At 27.5% G+C, this 16,272-nt stretch carries 21 protein-coding genes; 11 read left to right on the top strand and 10 right to left on the bottom strand.

Going from position 1 to position 16,272, the window contains the following annotated elements; translation table 11 throughout:
- Positions 1–60: 60 nt before the first annotated feature.
- Entirely contained in the window at positions 61–249 is a 189-nt protein-coding gene (locus tag AC1B00_RS03135; protein WP_239818169.1) for a LysR family transcriptional regulator, read from the top strand.
- 73 nt (positions 250–322) lie between these two features.
- Here the strand turns inward: AC1B00_RS03135 and AC1B00_RS03130 are convergent, their stop codons facing one another.
- Positions 323–577, bottom strand: a complete 255-nt coding sequence (locus tag AC1B00_RS03130; protein ID WP_488848048.1) for a hypothetical protein — start codon at positions 575–577, stop codon at positions 323–325.
- A 209-nt stretch (positions 578–786) separates the two neighbouring features.
- Between AC1B00_RS03130 and AC1B00_RS03125 the strand changes: the two genes are divergently transcribed.
- Both AC1B00_RS03125 and AC1B00_RS03120 read left to right on the top strand, forming a co-directional pair.
- Positions 787–1,653, top strand: coding sequence for a LysR family transcriptional regulator (locus AC1B00_RS03125; protein WP_488848046.1), 867 nt, complete (start codon positions 787–789; stop codon positions 1,651–1,653).
- Between the two features lie 187 nt (positions 1,654–1,840).
- A complete protein-coding gene (locus AC1B00_RS03120) occupies positions 1,841–2,365 on the top strand; it encodes a hypothetical protein (protein ID WP_488848045.1) in 525 nt (174 codons plus the stop codon).
- A 96-nt stretch (positions 2,366–2,461) separates the two neighbouring features.
- Here AC1B00_RS03120 and AC1B00_RS03115 read toward each other — a convergent pair whose 3' ends face one another.
- From AC1B00_RS03115 to fliL, 7 genes are all read right to left on the bottom strand, one after another.
- A complete protein-coding gene (locus AC1B00_RS03115) occupies positions 2,462–2,782 on the bottom strand; it encodes a TfoX/Sxy family protein (RefSeq protein WP_488848044.1) in 321 nt (106 codons plus the stop codon).
- Between the two features lie 8 nt (positions 2,783–2,790).
- Positions 2,791–3,177 carry a VOC family protein gene (locus AC1B00_RS03110; RefSeq protein WP_488848043.1) on the bottom strand — a complete coding sequence of 129 codons (387 nt, stop codon included), beginning with the start codon at positions 3,175–3,177 and terminating at the stop codon, positions 2,791–2,793.
- Positions 3,178–3,257: 80 nt separating this feature from the next.
- Positions 3,258–4,091 (bottom strand): CheR family methyltransferase, encoded by an 834-nt coding sequence (locus tag AC1B00_RS03105; protein ID WP_239818175.1) that lies wholly within the window; start codon positions 4,089–4,091, stop codon positions 3,258–3,260.
- Positions 4,092–4,093: 2 nt separating this feature from the next.
- On the bottom strand, positions 4,094–4,648 hold the full coding sequence (locus AC1B00_RS03100; RefSeq protein WP_239818176.1) for a CheB methylesterase domain-containing protein: 555 nt from the start codon (positions 4,646–4,648) through the stop codon (positions 4,094–4,096).
- Positions 4,636–5,910 (bottom strand): MFS transporter, encoded by a 1,275-nt coding sequence (locus AC1B00_RS03095; protein ID WP_239818177.1) that lies wholly within the window; start codon positions 5,908–5,910, stop codon positions 4,636–4,638. The genes AC1B00_RS03100 and AC1B00_RS03095 overlap by 13 nt, the downstream gene beginning before the upstream one ends.
- Position 5,911: 1 nt before the next feature.
- Positions 5,912–6,262, bottom strand: a complete 351-nt coding sequence (gene acpS, locus AC1B00_RS03090) for a holo-ACP synthase (protein WP_336611749.1) — start codon at positions 6,260–6,262, stop codon at positions 5,912–5,914.
- Positions 6,262–6,777, bottom strand: coding sequence for a flagellar basal body-associated protein FliL (gene fliL / locus AC1B00_RS03085; protein ID WP_239818179.1), 516 nt, complete (start codon positions 6,775–6,777; stop codon positions 6,262–6,264). The genes acpS and fliL overlap by 1 nt, the downstream gene beginning before the upstream one ends.
- Before the next feature lie 68 nt (positions 6,778–6,845).
- Between fliL and AC1B00_RS03080 the strand changes: the two genes are divergently transcribed.
- Entirely contained in the window at positions 6,846–7,958 is a 1,113-nt protein-coding gene (locus AC1B00_RS03080; RefSeq protein WP_488848041.1) for an efflux RND transporter periplasmic adaptor subunit, read from the top strand.
- Positions 7,933–9,861, top strand: a complete 1,929-nt coding sequence (locus AC1B00_RS03075) for an ABC transporter permease (protein WP_488848040.1) — start codon at positions 7,933–7,935, stop codon at positions 9,859–9,861. The genes AC1B00_RS03080 and AC1B00_RS03075 overlap by 26 nt, the downstream gene beginning before the upstream one ends.
- Before the next feature lie 176 nt (positions 9,862–10,037).
- Here AC1B00_RS03075 and AC1B00_RS03070 read toward each other — a convergent pair whose 3' ends face one another.
- Together AC1B00_RS03070 and AC1B00_RS03065 are read right to left on the bottom strand one after the other, a co-directional pair.
- Complete coding sequence (locus AC1B00_RS03070; protein ID WP_488848039.1) at positions 10,038–11,219, bottom strand: hypothetical protein; 1,182 nt, start codon at positions 11,217–11,219, stop codon at positions 10,038–10,040.
- Entirely contained in the window at positions 11,216–11,782 is a 567-nt protein-coding gene (locus tag AC1B00_RS03065; protein ID WP_488848038.1) for a hypothetical protein, read from the bottom strand. The genes AC1B00_RS03070 and AC1B00_RS03065 overlap by 4 nt, the downstream gene beginning before the upstream one ends.
- An 87-nt stretch (positions 11,783–11,869) precedes the next feature.
- Between AC1B00_RS03065 and rpmH the strand changes: the two genes are divergently transcribed.
- From rpmH to mnmE, 6 genes are read left to right on the top strand one after another with little or no spacing between them, the layout of a single operon-like run.
- A complete protein-coding gene (gene rpmH, locus AC1B00_RS03060) occupies positions 11,870–12,007 on the top strand; it encodes a 50S ribosomal protein L34 (protein WP_214116499.1) in 138 nt (45 codons plus the stop codon).
- A complete protein-coding gene (gene rnpA / locus AC1B00_RS03055; RefSeq protein ID WP_488848139.1) occupies positions 11,995–12,333 on the top strand; it encodes a ribonuclease P protein component in 339 nt (112 codons plus the stop codon). The genes rpmH and rnpA overlap by 13 nt, the downstream gene beginning before the upstream one ends.
- 1 nt (position 12,334) lies before the next feature.
- Positions 12,335–12,667: a membrane protein insertion efficiency factor YidD gene (gene yidD, locus AC1B00_RS03050; RefSeq protein WP_336611754.1), complete on the top strand. Its 333-nt coding sequence runs from the start codon at positions 12,335–12,337 to the stop codon at positions 12,665–12,667.
- A 9-nt stretch (positions 12,668–12,676) separates the two neighbouring features.
- Positions 12,677–14,227, top strand: a complete 1,551-nt coding sequence (yidC, locus tag AC1B00_RS03045; RefSeq protein WP_488848037.1) for a membrane protein insertase YidC — start codon at positions 12,677–12,679, stop codon at positions 14,225–14,227.
- Positions 14,214–14,843 carry a Jag N-terminal domain-containing protein gene (locus AC1B00_RS03040; RefSeq protein ID WP_488848036.1) on the top strand — a complete coding sequence of 210 codons (630 nt, stop codon included), beginning with the start codon at positions 14,214–14,216 and terminating at the stop codon, positions 14,841–14,843. The genes yidC and AC1B00_RS03040 overlap by 14 nt, the downstream gene beginning before the upstream one ends.
- Positions 14,840–16,165 carry a tRNA uridine-5-carboxymethylaminomethyl(34) synthesis GTPase MnmE gene (gene mnmE, locus AC1B00_RS03035; protein ID WP_488848035.1) on the top strand — a complete coding sequence of 442 codons (1,326 nt, stop codon included), beginning with the start codon at positions 14,840–14,842 and terminating at the stop codon, positions 16,163–16,165. Before AC1B00_RS03040 ends, mnmE begins: the two co-directional genes overlap by 4 nt.
- Positions 16,166–16,272 lie beyond the last annotated feature (107 nt).

Below are 16,272 nucleotides of genomic sequence, written 5' to 3'. Positions count from 1 at the left end.
ATAGCAAATACTTATAAAGTATAATTAGTTATAAAAATAATTTATATCTAAGGGTTTTTTATGGATATTAAAGTGCTTAAATATTTCGTTGAATCTGCTAGAAAAAACAGCATTAGCAAAGCTGCAAATGAGCTAAACCTAACCCAGCCAACGCTTTCAAGACAGCTAAAGGATTTGGAATTTGAATTAGGATATAAGCTTTTTTGTATTATTAATATACTCTTAATTCTTATTCTGACAATAAATTAAATATTATTGTGATTTGAATACTACTAATAAGTTATGCAAATAAACTCATAAGAATTTATTTGCATTAGCTTGGTTACATAGATTGATTATCCATATTTTCTTGCATCATTGGTTTTGATTCCATAGTTTTGTCATTCATTGTGTTAGTTTTATTTGACATCATTGGTTTATCCATCATAGGTTTTGAATTACTCATCATTTGAGATTTCTTACCCATTGTGCTGCCTATGTTTTCATTTGACATCATAGGTTGCGAACCACTCATCATTGCATCACTGCTTGCAAAAACACTAAAACTGAAAACTGTTAGAAAAAATACTTTTTTCATAATATCTCCTTAAAAAAATAGATTGAAATAGTATTTTAGTATGGGGGGGGGGTTAATGATAAGTTAATAAAATTAAAAAAAAATATAAAATTATTTATCATTTTTTCTCCTTTAAAATGCTTTTGTGATTTTACTTTTAATTTTTAGAAATAGCAAATACTTATAAAGTATAATTAGTTATAAAAATAATTTATATCTAAGGGTTTTTTATGGATATTAAAGTGCTTAAATATTTCGTTGAATCTGCTAGAAAAAACAGCATTAGCAAAGCTGCAAATGAGCTAAACCTAACCCAACCAACGCTTTCAAGACAGCTAAAGGATTTGGAATTTGAATTAGGATATAAGCTTTTTGTAAGGACAAATTACAATATCGTGCTTACAAAAGAAGGTGAGATTTTATACAAAAGAGCTTGTGATATTTTGGATTTGTTTGATAAGACCAAAAAAGAATTTGAGAGCCTAAAAGCCTTTAATGGTGGCGATGTTTATATAGGATGTGCTGAAACGATAGGCATTAGCAAGATAGCAAAAATAGCAAAAAAACTACAAAAACACAATATAAAATTTCATCTTTTTAGTGGAAATTATGAAAGCGTTTTAGAAAAATTAAACAATTCTTTGATTGATTTTGCTGTGATAATTCAAGATTTTAATGTAGATGATTTTAGTTTTGTAGATTTAAAACATAGCGATGATTGGGGGGTTTTGGCAAAAAAGAGCTCAAAGCTTTCAAAGCGTGATTTTATAGAGGCTTGGGATTTATTTAATATACCGCTAATTATCTCAAGGCAAGGTTTTACGCAAGAATTGCCAGACATTCTAAGACAAAACAAAGATAGGCTAAATGTGGTAGCGACTTATGATTTGCTTTTTAATGCGGCTATGTTTGTAAAGCAAGGTTTAGGCTATGCTTTGTGCATAAATAATCTAATTAATGATGAGCAAATGTGTTTTATACCACTAAAGCCAAAGGTTAGCTCAAATTTAAAGCTAATTTATAAAAACGATAAATTATCAAAACCCGCAACAATTTTTTTAAATGAACTCAAAAAATCACTAAAGCTTAGCAAGTAATGGTTTTGTCTTAAATGTCACTTGTTTAGCATGGAATTTATTTCGTGTATTTTTAAGCTAATATCTTTAAATTTCGTATATTTGAAATTAAGCATAAACAAACGAAATTCCGATTTTAAATTCTTTAAACTTTAAGCTTAGTTTAATATTGGGGGGGGGGTAAAATAACTCCTTTTTAGGAGATTTTATGAATATAAAAATTACAAAAAGCACTAGGCAAATATTAGAAAATGACAACAAACTAAAAGAACATATTGTTTTGTTTTTAGGAGAAAAGTGCGATACAAAAGAAGTTTTAACGATTTTTTCACTAATTAAAAAAAGCTTAAACAAAAAAGAATTTAATATGGCTTGGTCGGATTTGCCGTTTTTTTGGTTGGCTGGTTTTTTGGGCGGTCTTGCGTTTATTTACAAAAGACTTTGGGGAGCGTTTTTTGCAGCTATTGTGATTTTTAGCCTTATAAATTTGTTGCCTGGAGTTGCAAAAAGCCTAAATCACCATATATTTGTGATAATTTTTAGCTATTTAGCAAGCTTGTGTTTTTTCATAGTGTTGTTTAGTAAGTTGTATTATTATTTTTTGATTAAAAAATTTATAAATATCATCAATCAAAACAAAGCCCTAAATGGTAAATGTTCTGCAAATTTATTTGGAGTTGTTTTTGTGTTTTTTGCTACACTTTTTATAAAGCTAATTTTATTTTTTAACTAAGCTAAACAAACGAAATTCCTATTTCAAATTCTTTGAAAATACACGAAATAAATTCTACAAATTTCGTTTGTTTGGAGTGTGGAATTTATTTTCGTATTAAGCTTTTTTAGGCTTTTTCTTAGGATTTGGTAGTTCATCATACATTGCTAAAACTATTGTTTTTAAAAGCTCACTATCATCTTTATCAAATAAAACCATTTTAGTTTTTGCCCCATCGTAGGGTAAAACTAGCGTTGGCTCTTTTATGTAGTTTAGCACTGATTTTGTGGGTTTTAAAAGTAGTTGATTATCAAAAATCCCACCTATGATTTTATCTTTAAAATACAAAGTATATTCTCCAAACATATACTTATAAGTTATATTCGGCTCATTAAAAAGCTCCAAAACATACTCCAAATACTCTTTACTACTTGCCATATAATCTCCTATTTATCAAGCTTTTGTGCGATTACACATACATAACCATCAAAATCTTGCACCACAAATTCTTTCGTGCTGTAAAATGTCTCATAAATATCTTTTATGATTTTTGCGTTTATTTCTTTCATAGCTTTATAGTCTTTTTCCAAATCATCAGTTTGCATAAAAAGGGTCAAAGTTGCCTTTAGCTCTCCGTTAATAAGGAATGAAAACTCTTCTTTAGCACTATTTATATCTTGTAACATTATTTCAGCACCACAGCTTTTCATAGAAGCCCACACCAAGCTGTTTTCATCTTCTATCTTTTGCTCTACGCAAAATCCAAGCTTTTCATAAAATGAAATTGATTTATTTACACTCGTTACAAACAAATTCGGACTTAATCTCTTCATCTTTACTCCTTATAATTTTGCGTATTAAAAGCATTAAATATTTTAATAATTTTTAAAGAATTTGAATTAGGAATTTAATCCTAATTTTTTACATAATAAGTGCAGGTATTTGCATAGATTTTTTTAAGTTCGTGATGATTTGGAACCAAATCAGCATGTCCTGCAAAGAACATTCCGCCTTCGTTTAGGTTTTTAACAAAATTATCAACTAAACGATATTTATATTCTTCGTTAAAATAAATCATCATATTTCTTGAAAGTATCACATCAAATTTACCTAATTCTAAAAATTTCTTATCAAATACATTCACAACTTCAAATTTAGCATTAGTAAAATATTGACCTTTTAATACATATTCTTCACCTTCTTGCGTGAAGTATTTTTTAATCAAATTATCATTTAGATTATATAAAGAGCGTTTTGAATAAGTCCTTGCTCTTGCTTTTTGAATAATTTCTGCATTAATATCTATTCCTAATATTGAAATATTATTAATTCCTGCTTCATTTGCTAGCATTAGTATTGAATATACTTCTTCTCCACTTGAGCTTGGAGCACACAAAATCCTTCTTTTGCTAGGTTCTGCTCTTAGAATATAGATTAATTCATTAAGTTGTTTTAATTCTCTATAAAAATAAGTTTCGCATACGGTGATTAAATCAAATAGTTCTTGTCTAATCGGTAGATTTAAATCCATTTTGTTAGTTAGGTCTTTAAAATTATCTAAGCCATTGTTTATACAAAATTTTATTAATTTCGGTCTTATTGTTGTTTTTTTAACTTCTAAATCTATTCCACAAACTTGCCTAATCTTTAATAAAAGCATATCAAAATCATAATTATCGTCTTTAAAATCAATTGCCTTTTGTTGGTTATTTTCAATTTCTTTTTTATTTGATAAAAAACTAAACATGATTACCTACCTTTAATGAATGTTACTATTTCTTTTTTTATGTCTTCTATGTCTAGTTGCTTAAGGCTATTATTAAGCTCATAAGCTCTTTTTGGCATACCATAAACTATACAAGATTTCTCGCTTTCTCCTATACATTTAGCGCCTTTTTTGTATAGTTCATAAAGCCCTTTAGCACCATCATCTCCAATACCTGTAAGTAAGATTGCTAATATTTCATAATCTTTAGTAAGTTTTACAGCACTATTAAATAATAAATCCACATTAGGACAAAACGGAAAAACACCATCATTAAATCCTACTCGTAGATTAAAAAATAATTCAGTGTTATACTGACATACATATATTTTTTTATCATCTAAAAAACAAGTTTGTTCTAAAAGAGCTACTTCTGATACGCATTCTTTGTTTAGTTGATTTGCATAACTAGGCAAAAAATTTGCTTGCATATGCTGAGCTATTACTATTGTTGTGTTTTCTAATTCTAAGTCTTGTATTAAGTATTTTATTTGGCTAGGACCGCCTGTGCTAGCTCCTATTAAAATTAGTTTTCGCATTTAAATTTCCTTATAAAATATTGCCAATAAATAGCACCTATTATAAAACAAGAACCAATTAATATCGTAATATAAAATGTGCTTATTTTGTTATCAAATAGCCAACCTGTTAATAATGTTATAAATAATGAAAAACTCATATAAATCATATCAACATATGCAATTACTCTACCATAATATTCTTTATCGCAGTTATTTTGAATAGCTGTATATGTAAATGACCAAATCGTGCTAGTAAAAAATCCTGCAAAAATTAAACCTATAAAAGACACCCAGAAGTTAAATTGAAGCAAAGCCCAAGTAATAATTCCTAAGCCTTGTAAAATGAAAAAATAAAACAATCTTTTATTATTTACAATCTTACTTAAGACCAAAGGTCCTATCACAAGTGATAAAGCTCTAATTGCATTACTAAGACCAATTATTAACCCAGCACTCAAAATCTCTTTAAAAAAATAAACTTTATTTAAATAATCATATCCAGCTAAAAAATTAATAAGCGCATCATAAGCAGTAAATCCTATAAAAGCATGTAATAAGATTAAGTGCATTATTTTTTTGTTATTTAAAATATAAAAAAGCCCTTCTTTAGCCATTTTTGTTATATTTTTGAAATAAAACTTTTCATTTTTTACTTCAATTTTTATAAAGCTTAATAAACTTATTCCTATTAAAAATAAAAAACAATCAAGCAAGAAAGCATTATAAACGCCAAAATAGTGAATAAACACACCAGCTACTGCCATTCCAGTAGTATAAGATATAGCCCAAACTACTGAAAATAATTCATTTGCTAGTTTTAATCTATCTTTGTCAAAAATATGTGGCAATAAGCTCATTTCGGTTTGAAAATAAAGACTAGCAACAGCAAGTCTTATAAAAATTAGTAAAAATAATATAAATATATAACTAGCATCTTTAATAAAAATTAAGAAAAATACAGAAAATAATTCAATGATAATTGAAAGTAATAAGAGTTTTTTTGATTTAAAAGCATCAATTATTATTCCACTAATAGGTGCCATTAAAATAGTAGGCAAGAACGCAAATACAGCAGAAAACGATATAGCCCATTTTTTCATACTTTCGTGATTTATCTCATAACCAAAAATATGCCAATCAAACTTAGAAAAATCAAACTCAATAAGCATAGTATAAACACCAATTTGTGAAAACCACGCACCAAAATAAGTGATAAATTGCACCAAAATAAGAATTTTAAATGTCTTAGAATATTTTAATAATTCAATATAATTTTTCAAGCTATTTCTCCAGCATAACAACAGCCATTGCAATTCCTGCATCATGACTTATACTAAGATGAGCTGATTTTACTCCAAATTTATTAAAAATTTTTTCACTAAATACAATGCTAGGTCTATTTTCTTTATTTTTTAATATTTCTATATCATGAAAAGTGCAGTTTTCGCTAATTCCACAGCCTAAAGCTTTGCTTGCTGCTTCTTTTGCTGCATAATATCCTGCTATGGAATTTGGATTATGATTTAGGGTTTTTATTTCGTTTTCAGTAAGGATTTTTTTTAAAAATCTTTCGTTAGATTTTGCTAGGATTTTCTCAACCCTAGCAATATTTACTACATCGCAGCCAATCATCAAGTAATCACAAAATCAGTAAAATAAATGTTTTTAATAAAGCCATCATTTAAAAATTCATTGATTTTATTGATTATTTCTTCTTTTAATCTTTCTTTGCCTTTGCCTGTGCTTATTTCTTCTACACTTTTTGAACTTAAAGTTTCAATTATTTTATCTTTAATAATAGGAATTTTTTTATCAAGTTCAGGCGTTAGAGTTTCTATATTTTGCTCTAGTTCAATTTTGCACTTTAAATATTTAGTCCCACTATCGCTTACTAAATTAACCGTAAAAACATCAAGTGGATAGATAACTCCTACATCAGCTGTAACTTCTCCTTTTTTCTTAGCAGGTTTTTTCTCTACTTGTTCGGTTTTTGTTTCTTCAGCCTTTTCTTCATCGCCACTTCCCATTAGTAAAAATATTACTAATCCACCAACAATTAGCACTACTAATAATAAAACAGTTACTAAAATTAATACTAAGCTAGAACCTTTTGACTTTGGTGCTGCTACTTCTTCGTTTTCTGCCATTTATTAACCTTTTTTGATAAATATTTTAAAAAATGATTTTAGCAAAAATTGATTAAACAAGGGATAAGATGAAGAAAATACTTATAATTTTGGTAATAATTATTATTGTTATACTTAGTTTTGTGATTGATTTAGATAGTGGTGCTAATCAAAATTTTAGAGTTATTAAGCCTAAAATTATGGATCTTTCTATTAAGGTTGAAGCAGTGGGTAAAGCTTATGCGCCATCGCTAGTAAATGTAGCAACTCTTGCAAATGGTGAAATTAAAGATTTTCGTGTAAAGCTAGGAGATAAGCTTAAAAAAGGTGATATTATTGCTATTTTAGATGATGAAAAGGCTAAAAACGACTTAGCAATAGAAAAGAGCAAATTAACTAGCCTAAAAGATGAATTAGTAGCTGCTGAAGTTTATTTAAACGAGCTTTATACAAAGCTTAAAACTCAAGAGAGTTTATATAATAAAGGTGCAAGCTCAAAGGAAAATTATCTAAGTGCAAAGACTAGCTATTACAACGCAAAAGCAAAACTTAGCTCAATAAAAGCTCAAATAACACAAACAAATGCAAATATTTCTACAATGCAAGAAAGCCTTGATGAAACAATAGTAAAAGCTCCTATTGATGGAACAGTAATTAGCGTATATGCAAGTTTAGGGCAGACTATCAACTCAAGACAAAGCTCTCCAACATTAATAAAACTTGCAAATCTTGATGAAATAGAAGTAAGAATGCAAGTATCTCAAAATGATTTAAACCTATTAAAAGTAGGGCAAAAAGTAATTTATACTCCATTAAGTGAAGGCTCAAGCACCAAAGAAGCTATTATAAATAGTATTGATAGTGCTGATGTAAGTGTAATTGATAATGTAAGCTCTAGTGGAGCGGTTTATTATTATGCTAGATATTTTGTAAATAACAATCCTGAATTAAAAATCGGAATAGATGTTCAAAATAATATAGAAATAGATGTAGTAAAAAATGCTTTAACCTTGCCTATAAATTATATCAATAAAGACAATAAAGGCTATTATGTAAATATTAAAGATAACAGCGAAATAGGTTATAAACAAGCTTATATTACCTTAGGTAAGAGTGATAATTTTAATATAGAAATCACAAGTGGTTTAAGTGCTGATGATGAAGTGGTGATTACTAATGATAAAGATAAAAAATCTAAATAAATTTTATGGTAAAACGCAAGTTTTAAAAGATATAAATATTAGTATTCAAAAGGGTGAATTTGTAATATTGCTTGGTAAAAGTGGTTCAGGCAAAAGCACCTTGCTTAATATGATAGGCTTAATTGATGAGCCAAATAGTGGCGAGTATTCGTTCAATAATACTGATTTATATTCATTAAATAGCGAAGAAAAATCAGCCTTTAGAAGAGATAATTTAGGCTTTATTTTCCAGCGATATAACCTTATGCCATTACAAAGTGTCTTAGAAAATGTAATAATGGGAGCATTATATGCTAAGAAAAATAAAGCAGCAGCAATTAATAAAGCTAAGGCTTTATTAGATAAGCTTGAACTTAGCGAACATATTCACAAAAAAGCAGCTCATTTAAGTGGTGGTCAGCAACAGCGTGTAAGTGTTGCAAGAGCTTTAATAAATGATGCGAATTTTATTTTAGCCGATGAGCCAACAGGAGCACTTGATAGTGCGAATGGATTAAAACTTATGCAAATTCTAAAAGAATTAAACGATAATGGAGTTGGCATAATATTAGTAACTCATGATGAGAGTTTATGTAAATACGCAAGCAGAATAATCAAGATGAAAGACGGCGAGATTATAAGTGATGAAAAATGCAAAGATTTTAATAAAGCTATGCTAAATGATAATAATGAAAATCACGCTAAATTAAAGGATAAAATTATTGCTAGTTTTAGCTTTTTTTCTCAAAATGTAAAGCTTGCATTAAACAACCTTATCACAAATAAATTAAGATCATTTCTAACAATGCTAGGGCTAATCATTGCAACCGCTTCAGTAATTTCAACAATATCGCTTGGAAATGGAGCAAAGGCTGATATTTTAGAAGAGATAAAATCTCTTGGAACAAATACTATTATTATTCATAAAGGTTCAAGGTTTGGCGATAGAAACGCAGGTAGGATAAAGGATTTAACATATCAAGATTTAGAGCTTGTTAAAAAACTTGATTATGTAAAAGAAGTAGGAGTTGAAAGCTCTTTAAGTGGTGCTTATGTAACTTATCAAAAAACCGAAGTTGATGTTATAGCTACTGGAGTTTTTGCAAATTTCTTGCAAATTAGTGCTAAAGATATGAAAGAAGGCAGATTTTTTACCGAGCAAGAAGAAAAAGATGCAAAAAATGTATGTGTAATTAGTGAGAATCTAGCAAAAACCTTATTTAAATTAGAAAGCCCACTAGATAAGATAATTTATCTAAAAGGACAGCCTTTAAGAGTAATTGGAGTGCTTAAAAAAGATAAGCAAGAGCGAGATGGCTTTGATGTTAGAGTATATTTGCCAAACAATACAATAAGCACAAAATTTGATGGGAAAAAATATATAAGACAAATAGTGGTGTTATTAAACGATGATGTAAATAGCGAATTAGCAGATAGTAGTATAAAGCAAATTTTAGAGATTAAAAAAGGTGCTAATTCAATCCTAACCTTTAATCAAGACGCAATCAAAAAAAGCATTGAAAGCACAACAAATACTTTAGGACTTATGATATTTGGAATAGCATTTATTGCAATGATTGTTGGTGGAATTGGTGTTATGAATATAATGCTAGTGGTTGTAAAAGAACGAACTAAAGAAATAGGCGTAAAGCTTGCAATTGGTGCAAGTCCATCGTATATTAGCACGGGATTTTTAATTGAATCGGTTGTGCTTTGTAGTGTAGCTGCTAGTATTGGTGTGATGATTGCTTTAATGCTTGTTTATGGTATTAATTTGCTTGATGCACCGATTAAGATGATAATTGATAGTGAGGCTATTTTGTTAGGCTTTTTAAGTAGCACTTTGGTAGGTTTGTTTTTTGGTTATTTTCCTGCTAAACAAGCTAGTAAATTAATCCCTGCAGTTGCTTTATCAGATGATTAAAATCCTATTTCAAATTCCTGTAAATTTTTTAGAATTTGAAATAGGAATTAGCTTTTTTTAAGTTAAGTAATTTTGTTTATTTAATTGAATAATGATTTAAATTAAGAGTTTTAGTATTGTTTAAAATCCTATTTCAAATTCTTGTAATTTTTTAGAATTTGAAATAGGAATTAGCTTTATTTTTGTTCGCTGAATTTTGATTGTTTTGCATTCATAATTCTTACATTAAAGTGCAAATCACTTCCTACAAAATTATCTTTAAATAATCTTTCTTTATTGTTTGTATAAAGCTCGTGGTAATAATAATCAAGCCCAACACTAGTTGAATACGCTATCCAGTTATATGCTATTTTTTGTCCTAATAAGTCGTTTATATATTCTATTTCTTCATCAATTTCTCCGATTGAGTTAGCAAAATAAAACATTGCTTTTTCGTTTTCTTGACTTAGGTTTAAAAACATTGGATGATAGTTAATTTGTGTGCTAAAGTATTTATTAGGTCTAACTCCTAAGGCTCTAATTTGTGTTGCTAAAAGAGTAGTTTTAACCAAAGGAATGTTGAAAAATACACTAGAATTATTTAGTTTCCAAGCTTCGTTTAAAACCGAATTTACATTAAGATTTTTCTTCTCTAAAGTCTTAAGAGAAACTAAAGTGCTTTGCTCTTGTATATCTTGAGTTATTTTATTTGCAAGTGGGCTTTCATCTTTAAATACTGCTATTTTTCCATTTGAAAAATTGATTAATTTTGCAACTTGTTCTTTATAATCAATACTTCCGAAAGTAAAGTTTGAGCCTATCATATTAAAATCATTGCTTTTTGCTAATGGGTTAAATACTGGGATAGTTGTTATGTTTTTGCTTAAAGTATTTATGCCATTTTTTTGAAAACCTGTGATAATTAATGAATAGTCTTTTAATTCGTTTAAAATAGGTAATAAATTAGCATCACTTTCATCGCCTGTAAAATAAACTTTCATATAAACATTATCGTTTTGTTTGATTAAATACGCTAGAGCAGGCGAAATTATATTACTTGAATAAGATTTCACTACTTTTTCAGGCATTACGATTGCGATTTTAATCATATTTAATTGATGTTTTTTAGGTAAATCAATATATTCTATTCCGTTTAGTAATTTTGCATAAATATTATTTAATTTTTCATCGTTTGAATCAAATCTTGCAATATAACTAATATAAAGACCTTTATATAATAAGTCTTTTAAGCATTCATCAGAGCATTTTTCTTTTTCAAAATTAATGTAAAAAACTTTAGCTGGGTCTATTTTTACTAATTCTTGTTTTGCAGCTATTAAGTTCATACAAATTAATAGAGCAGTGAGTAGTTTTCTCATACTTCTTCCTTCAATTTTTTTAAGTTATTTATAAAATCTATTTCATAACTTGGATTCTTTTTAATAAAATAAAAGCTGTAATTTATCAAAATTTTTATTTTTTTACCATTAAGTGTATAAAAAATAATATCTCCAATATTGAAATTTTCTAATTGTAGTATATTTTTTAAATTTTCTCCTAATAAAATTATAATACTAGCTTCACTTTCTATAATTTCGTTTAGTGAATACTGATAGCATTTAGCTAAATTATCCTTTTTATAGTTGTTTGAGCATTTTACTATACTTGAAAAATAAATGTTTTTTATATTTAAATTTAGATTTGATTTTAGTATTAAATCAAGTTCTTTTGCAAAATCTTCGCCTAAGTTGTAATCACTTAGGATAAAAATTTTTGCTTTTTTTGTCTGGTTTTTATAAAAATTTTCTTTTAACTTATATAAATTACATAATTTACAATCATTAATATTATTTATCTTAAAACTTTTATCAATATATAAATCATCGTTATAAAAGGAAAATCCGAATAATTTTAAGTAATTTAAATATGTTTTTTTATCCATAAAATCAATTTTATATAAAAATACTTAAAATTAATTAAGTTATTTGTGATAGAATATGCGTTTAATTTTTTTATTTAAGGAAGAAAAATGCCAAAAAGAACTTATCAACCACACAATACACCTCGTAAGAGAACTCATGGATTTCGTGTAAGAATGAAGACTAAAAATGGTCGCAAAGTAATCAACGCAAGACGCGCTAAAGGTAGAAGAAGATTAGCAATCTAAAAGACTTTTCTAGCATTAATGATTCTAAAGATTTTGCTAGACTTTATAAAAACGGCTCAAAGTGGTTTGCAAAAAACTGCGTGATTTATTACGAGCCTAGTGAGGTTAAAAAACTTGCAGTAATCGCAAGTAAAAAAGTAGGATGTGCAGTTGTAAGAAATAGAACTAAAAGATTATTAAGAGCTCTATTTTTACAACATTATCCTAATTTAAACAGCGGTTATTACATATTTGTAGCAAAAAAAGGTTTTAGTGATTTAAGTTATTTTGAATTAGAAAAGAATATTAAGTGGAGTCTTAAAAGGTTAGGGTGCTTAAGGGAATGAAATGCATAGATATTTAGCTGTTAAGTTAGTTGAATTTTATAGATACTTTTTAAGTCCTTTAAAGCCTAAATCTTGTAGATATTATCCTACTTGCTCTCAATATGCAATTATTCAACTTCAATATAATAATTTTTTTAAAGCTATTTTATTAACATTTCTAAGATTATTAAGGTGTAATCAGTTATTTGTAGGTGGGTTTGATTATCCTACTATAAAGCTTAAAAATAAACCTATAATGATTTTTACAAATCAAAATAAGATACAAAAACTTAAAACTATTTTTGTTCCAAAAGATAAACAATTTTATTATATAGTAAAAGTAATATTCAAATAAAGGACAATTATGTTTGATAATATGACACAACAAAAAAGGCTTATAATAGCGATAGTGTTATCTATGCTATTTTTCATAGGTTATGATTTTTTAATCCCAAAACCAACCCAAACACAAAAACCAGTTCAAAGCGAAGAAATTAGTGTAGCTAACCCTATATCTAATGCTAAGCCATTACAAAGTATGGAAGTAGCGAAAAGTGAAAAAATTATAGCTGAAATTATAGGTAAGCACTTTGATGCAAAAATCAATGAAAATGGTGAGATTAGCAATTTTATTTTAAAAGATGAAAGATTTTTAAGCGACAAAAATGAAGCGATTGATTTAATTGATAAGAATGCTAGTTTGTATCCTTTAGCGATTGCTTTTTATGATAGTGAGTTTAATAAAGAGTTTAACAAAATTCCTTTTAGTGCAAACAAAAGCAAATTAAGCGAAGAAGAAGAGCTTGTATTAACTAAAGATGTTAATGGTGTTGTAGTTAGCAAAACTATTAAATTTAAAGAAGATGGTTTTTATCAAGTAAATATTTCTTTTAGTGATAATAAATTAAGAGATTATGTAATAACTCCAGGTGAGCGTCCAAATGTTTTAGCAGATACTTTAACAGTTCATGGGGCTATGATTTATAAAAATGATGATACAAAAACAGACTATGAAGATGGCGATATAAAAGTAAATGATGAAAGAACAGAAAATGATGCTGTTATAGCGGCTTTTTCAGATAGATATTACACAAGCACATTTTATAATTTTGAAAAGCCATTTAAAGTTGTGTTAAAAAATCATAAAGATTTATCAGTAGGTTATATTGTAGCTAGTGGTAACGAAACTTTTAATGCTTATATAGGACCAAAAGAGCATAAAATACTTGAGTCAGTAAACGAAAAACTTACAAATGTAGTTGAATATGGTTGGTTTACATTTATTGCTAAGCCTATGTTTGCTTTTTTAAGTTTTATACATTCACATGTAGGTAACTGGGGTTGGTCTATTGTAATTCTTACAATTGTTGTTAGAATTTGTCTTACATATCCGACTTATAAAAGTATGGTTTCAATGCAAAAATTAAAAGTTCTAGCGCCAAAAATTAAAGAAATTCAAGAAAAATACAAAGGCAATCCACAAAAAATGCAAATGCATATGATGGAGCTTTATAAAAAACATAAAGCAAATCCTTTAGGAGGATGTTTGCCTATCCTAATTCAAATTCCTATATTTTTTGCAATATATAGAGTATTATTAAACGCTATTGAATTAAAAGCTGCTCCTTGGGCTTTATGGATTAATGACTTAGCTATTCATGATCCATACTATATCTTACCTATTTATATGGGTGCAACTATGTTTTTACAACAAGTTATAACTCCTATGACTATACAAGATCCAACACAAGCTAAGATTATGAAATTTTTACCATTAATATTTGTAATATTCTTTATTAATTTTCCTGCAGGACTTACATTATATTGGTGTGTAAATAATACATTCTCGTTAGTTCAACAATGGTTTGTAAATAGAATTTTTTCACAAAAAGAAGGAAAGAATGCAAATAATTGATAAAACTTTAGAAGGTGCAATAGATAGAGCAATTAAAGAAACTAATTGCTCTATTAGAGAATTAGAATATGAAATCATTCAGTTGCCAAAGGCTGGTTTTTTAGGATTTTTTAAAAAAGATGCGATTATTGAAGTAAAAGTAAAGAAAAAAATAGAAGCAAGTGTTTTAGAAAATATCAAAAATGATTTAGAAAATATATTTTGCAATGATTATTTTGATATAAAAGAAATCAAAGTTACTCCAGCTAATGAAAATAGCGTAAATGTTGAATTTATCACTAATTCTTATGAAAGCATAATAGGAAAAGATGCTCATAAATATAAAGCTTTAGATACAATAATCAATCATTTAATTAGTATTAAATATACACTTCATGCAAGAGTTGAGATTTGTGGAGTTTTAGCAAAATTAAGAGAGAATTTAGAAAAGCATTTAATTGAAGTAAAAACTAAAATAAATGAAATCGGAAAAGCACAAACAAGACCACTTGAGACTAGCTTATTAAATCTTGTTTATGAAGAACTATTAAAAGAATTTTCTCATAAAAATATAGTGATAAAAGATAGCTCACAAGGAAGATATATAGCAATTTATGGAGAATTTAAAAAACAATGAATAGCACTATCGTTGCACTTGCTAGTGCTAGTGGAAATGGTGCTATTAGTATTATTAGGCTTAGTGGAGAACAAGCATTACAAATAGCTTCAGGTTTATTAAGCGATAAAAATAGTGATAAACTAAAAAACAATCCTCGTTACGCACATTTTTTTAAATTGTTTTATGAAAATGAATTTGTAGATGAAGGGATTGTAATATATTTTAAAGCCCCATTTTCTTTTACTGGAGAAGATTGTGTTGAGTTTCAAATACATGGCGGTTTTACAAATGCACAAAATATATTGATGATTTTAAATAAATTAGGTGCAAGGTTTGCAAGAGCAGGTGAGTTTAGTAAAAGAGCTTGTATGAATAATAAAATGAGTTTAGAAAAAGCTCTTTTAATAAATGAATTAATAGCAGCAAAAAGTGAAAACGCTAGAAAAATTATTTCAAAAAATATTGATGGAGCATTCAAAGAGCTTATTATTAATACTCAAGATGAGCTTATAAAAACATTAGCTTATCTTGAAACTGCCATTGATTATGCTGATGATGATTTGCCATTAGATATTTTAGATAATGCTAAGGCTAAATTATTAAAAAATGCTAAAGAATTAGAAAATATCGCTGCAAGAAGTGAAAAAAAGCGTGGTTTAATAGAAGGCTTTAATCTAGCAATCATAGGTAAGCCAAATGTAGGTAAAAGCTCATTATTAAATGCATTACTATCATTTAATAGAGCAATTGTAAGTGATATTGCTGGAACTACTAGAGATAGCATTGAAGAATATTTAAATTATCACGGACATTTTATTAAGCTTGTAGATACTGCAGGTATTAGAAAAAGTGATGATTTTATTGAAGAACTAGGTATTAAAAGAAGCTATGAAGCTATAAATAAGGCTGATATTGTTTTATTTTTAGTTGATGGCTCAAAAGAATGTGATGATGATGAATTAGCTTTATTAGAATACATTAAAAATAGTGATAAAAAATATTTTATAGTTCAAAATAAAAGCGATTTAGAACAAAAAAATTCATTAAACGCTATTAAAATCTCAGCTTTAAATAATGATATTGAAGAGTTAGAAATTAATCTAAAAAATTATTTAAATTCTCAATTAGATAATGAATTAGTCTTAACAAATACCGACTTAATTAGTGCTTTTTATAAGGCGAGTGAGAATATTTATTTTGCTATTGATAATTTTAGTGAGCTTGAGATTTGTGCTTATTATTTAAATGAAAGTTTAAATCAATTAGCAATCTTTGGAAAGAAAACTGGCAGCGATGAATTATTTGATGCTATGTTTTCAGAGTTTTGCTTAGGAAAGTAAAAGTTTATTAAGATTTTTGTGTAAAATTACAGCACCCTAGACAACGCGGGTTTAATATATTCGGTCTAACAGATTTTTTTATGTGATTAAGTTTAAGCAACCGTGTC

The organism is Campylobacter sp. DY7, from assembly GCF_057802535.1.
The sequence above is the reverse complement of the archived record's forward strand: the minus strand, read 5'-3'. Positions and strand labels throughout refer to the sequence as shown.

Coding starts and splice junctions, on each gene's coding strand:
- AC1B00_RS03130 (WP_488848048.1), bottom strand. CDS start 577: ATGAAAAAAGTATTTTTTCTAACAGTTTTCAGTTTTAGTGTTTTTGCA.
- AC1B00_RS03100 (WP_239818176.1), bottom strand. CDS start 4,648: ATGCGAAAACTAATTTTAATAGGAGCTAGCACAGGCGGTCCTAGCCAA.
- AC1B00_RS03105 (WP_239818175.1), bottom strand. CDS start 4,091: ATGTTTAGTTTTTTATCAAATAAAAAAGAAATTGAAAATAACCAACAA.
- mnmE (WP_488848035.1), top strand. CDS start 14,840: ATGAATAGCACTATCGTTGCACTTGCTAGTGCTAGTGGAAATGGTGCT.
- AC1B00_RS03040 (WP_488848036.1), top strand. CDS start 14,214: ATGCAAATAATTGATAAAACTTTAGAAGGTGCAATAGATAGAGCAATT.
- AC1B00_RS03065 (WP_488848038.1), bottom strand. CDS start 11,782: ATGGATAAAAAAACATATTTAAATTACTTAAAATTATTCGGATTTTCC.
- AC1B00_RS03080 (WP_488848041.1), top strand. CDS start 6,846: ATGAAGAAAATACTTATAATTTTGGTAATAATTATTATTGTTATACTT.
- AC1B00_RS03115 (WP_488848044.1), bottom strand. CDS start 2,782: ATGGCAAGTAGTAAAGAGTATTTGGAGTATGTTTTGGAGCTTTTTAAT.
- fliL (WP_239818179.1), bottom strand. CDS start 6,777: ATGGCAGAAAACGAAGAAGTAGCAGCACCAAAGTCAAAAGGTTCTAGC.
- AC1B00_RS03070 (WP_488848039.1), bottom strand. CDS start 11,219: ATGAGAAAACTACTCACTGCTCTATTAATTTGTATGAACTTAATAGCT.
- rpmH (WP_214116499.1), top strand. CDS start 11,870: ATGCCAAAAAGAACTTATCAACCACACAATACACCTCGTAAGAGAACT.
- AC1B00_RS03120 (WP_488848045.1), top strand. CDS start 1,841: ATGAATATAAAAATTACAAAAAGCACTAGGCAAATATTAGAAAATGAC.
- acpS (WP_336611749.1), bottom strand. CDS start 6,262: ATGATTGGCTGCGATGTAGTAAATATTGCTAGGGTTGAGAAAATCCTA.
- yidD (WP_336611754.1), top strand. CDS start 12,335: ATGCATAGATATTTAGCTGTTAAGTTAGTTGAATTTTATAGATACTTT.
- yidC (WP_488848037.1), top strand. CDS start 12,677: ATGTTTGATAATATGACACAACAAAAAAGGCTTATAATAGCGATAGTG.
- AC1B00_RS03075 (WP_488848040.1), top strand. CDS start 7,933: ATGATAAAGATAAAAAATCTAAATAAATTTTATGGTAAAACGCAAGTT.
- AC1B00_RS03135 (WP_239818169.1), top strand. CDS start 61: ATGGATATTAAAGTGCTTAAATATTTCGTTGAATCTGCTAGAAAAAAC.
- AC1B00_RS03110 (WP_488848043.1), bottom strand. CDS start 3,177: ATGAAGAGATTAAGTCCGAATTTGTTTGTAACGAGTGTAAATAAATCA.
- AC1B00_RS03125 (WP_488848046.1), top strand. CDS start 787: ATGGATATTAAAGTGCTTAAATATTTCGTTGAATCTGCTAGAAAAAAC.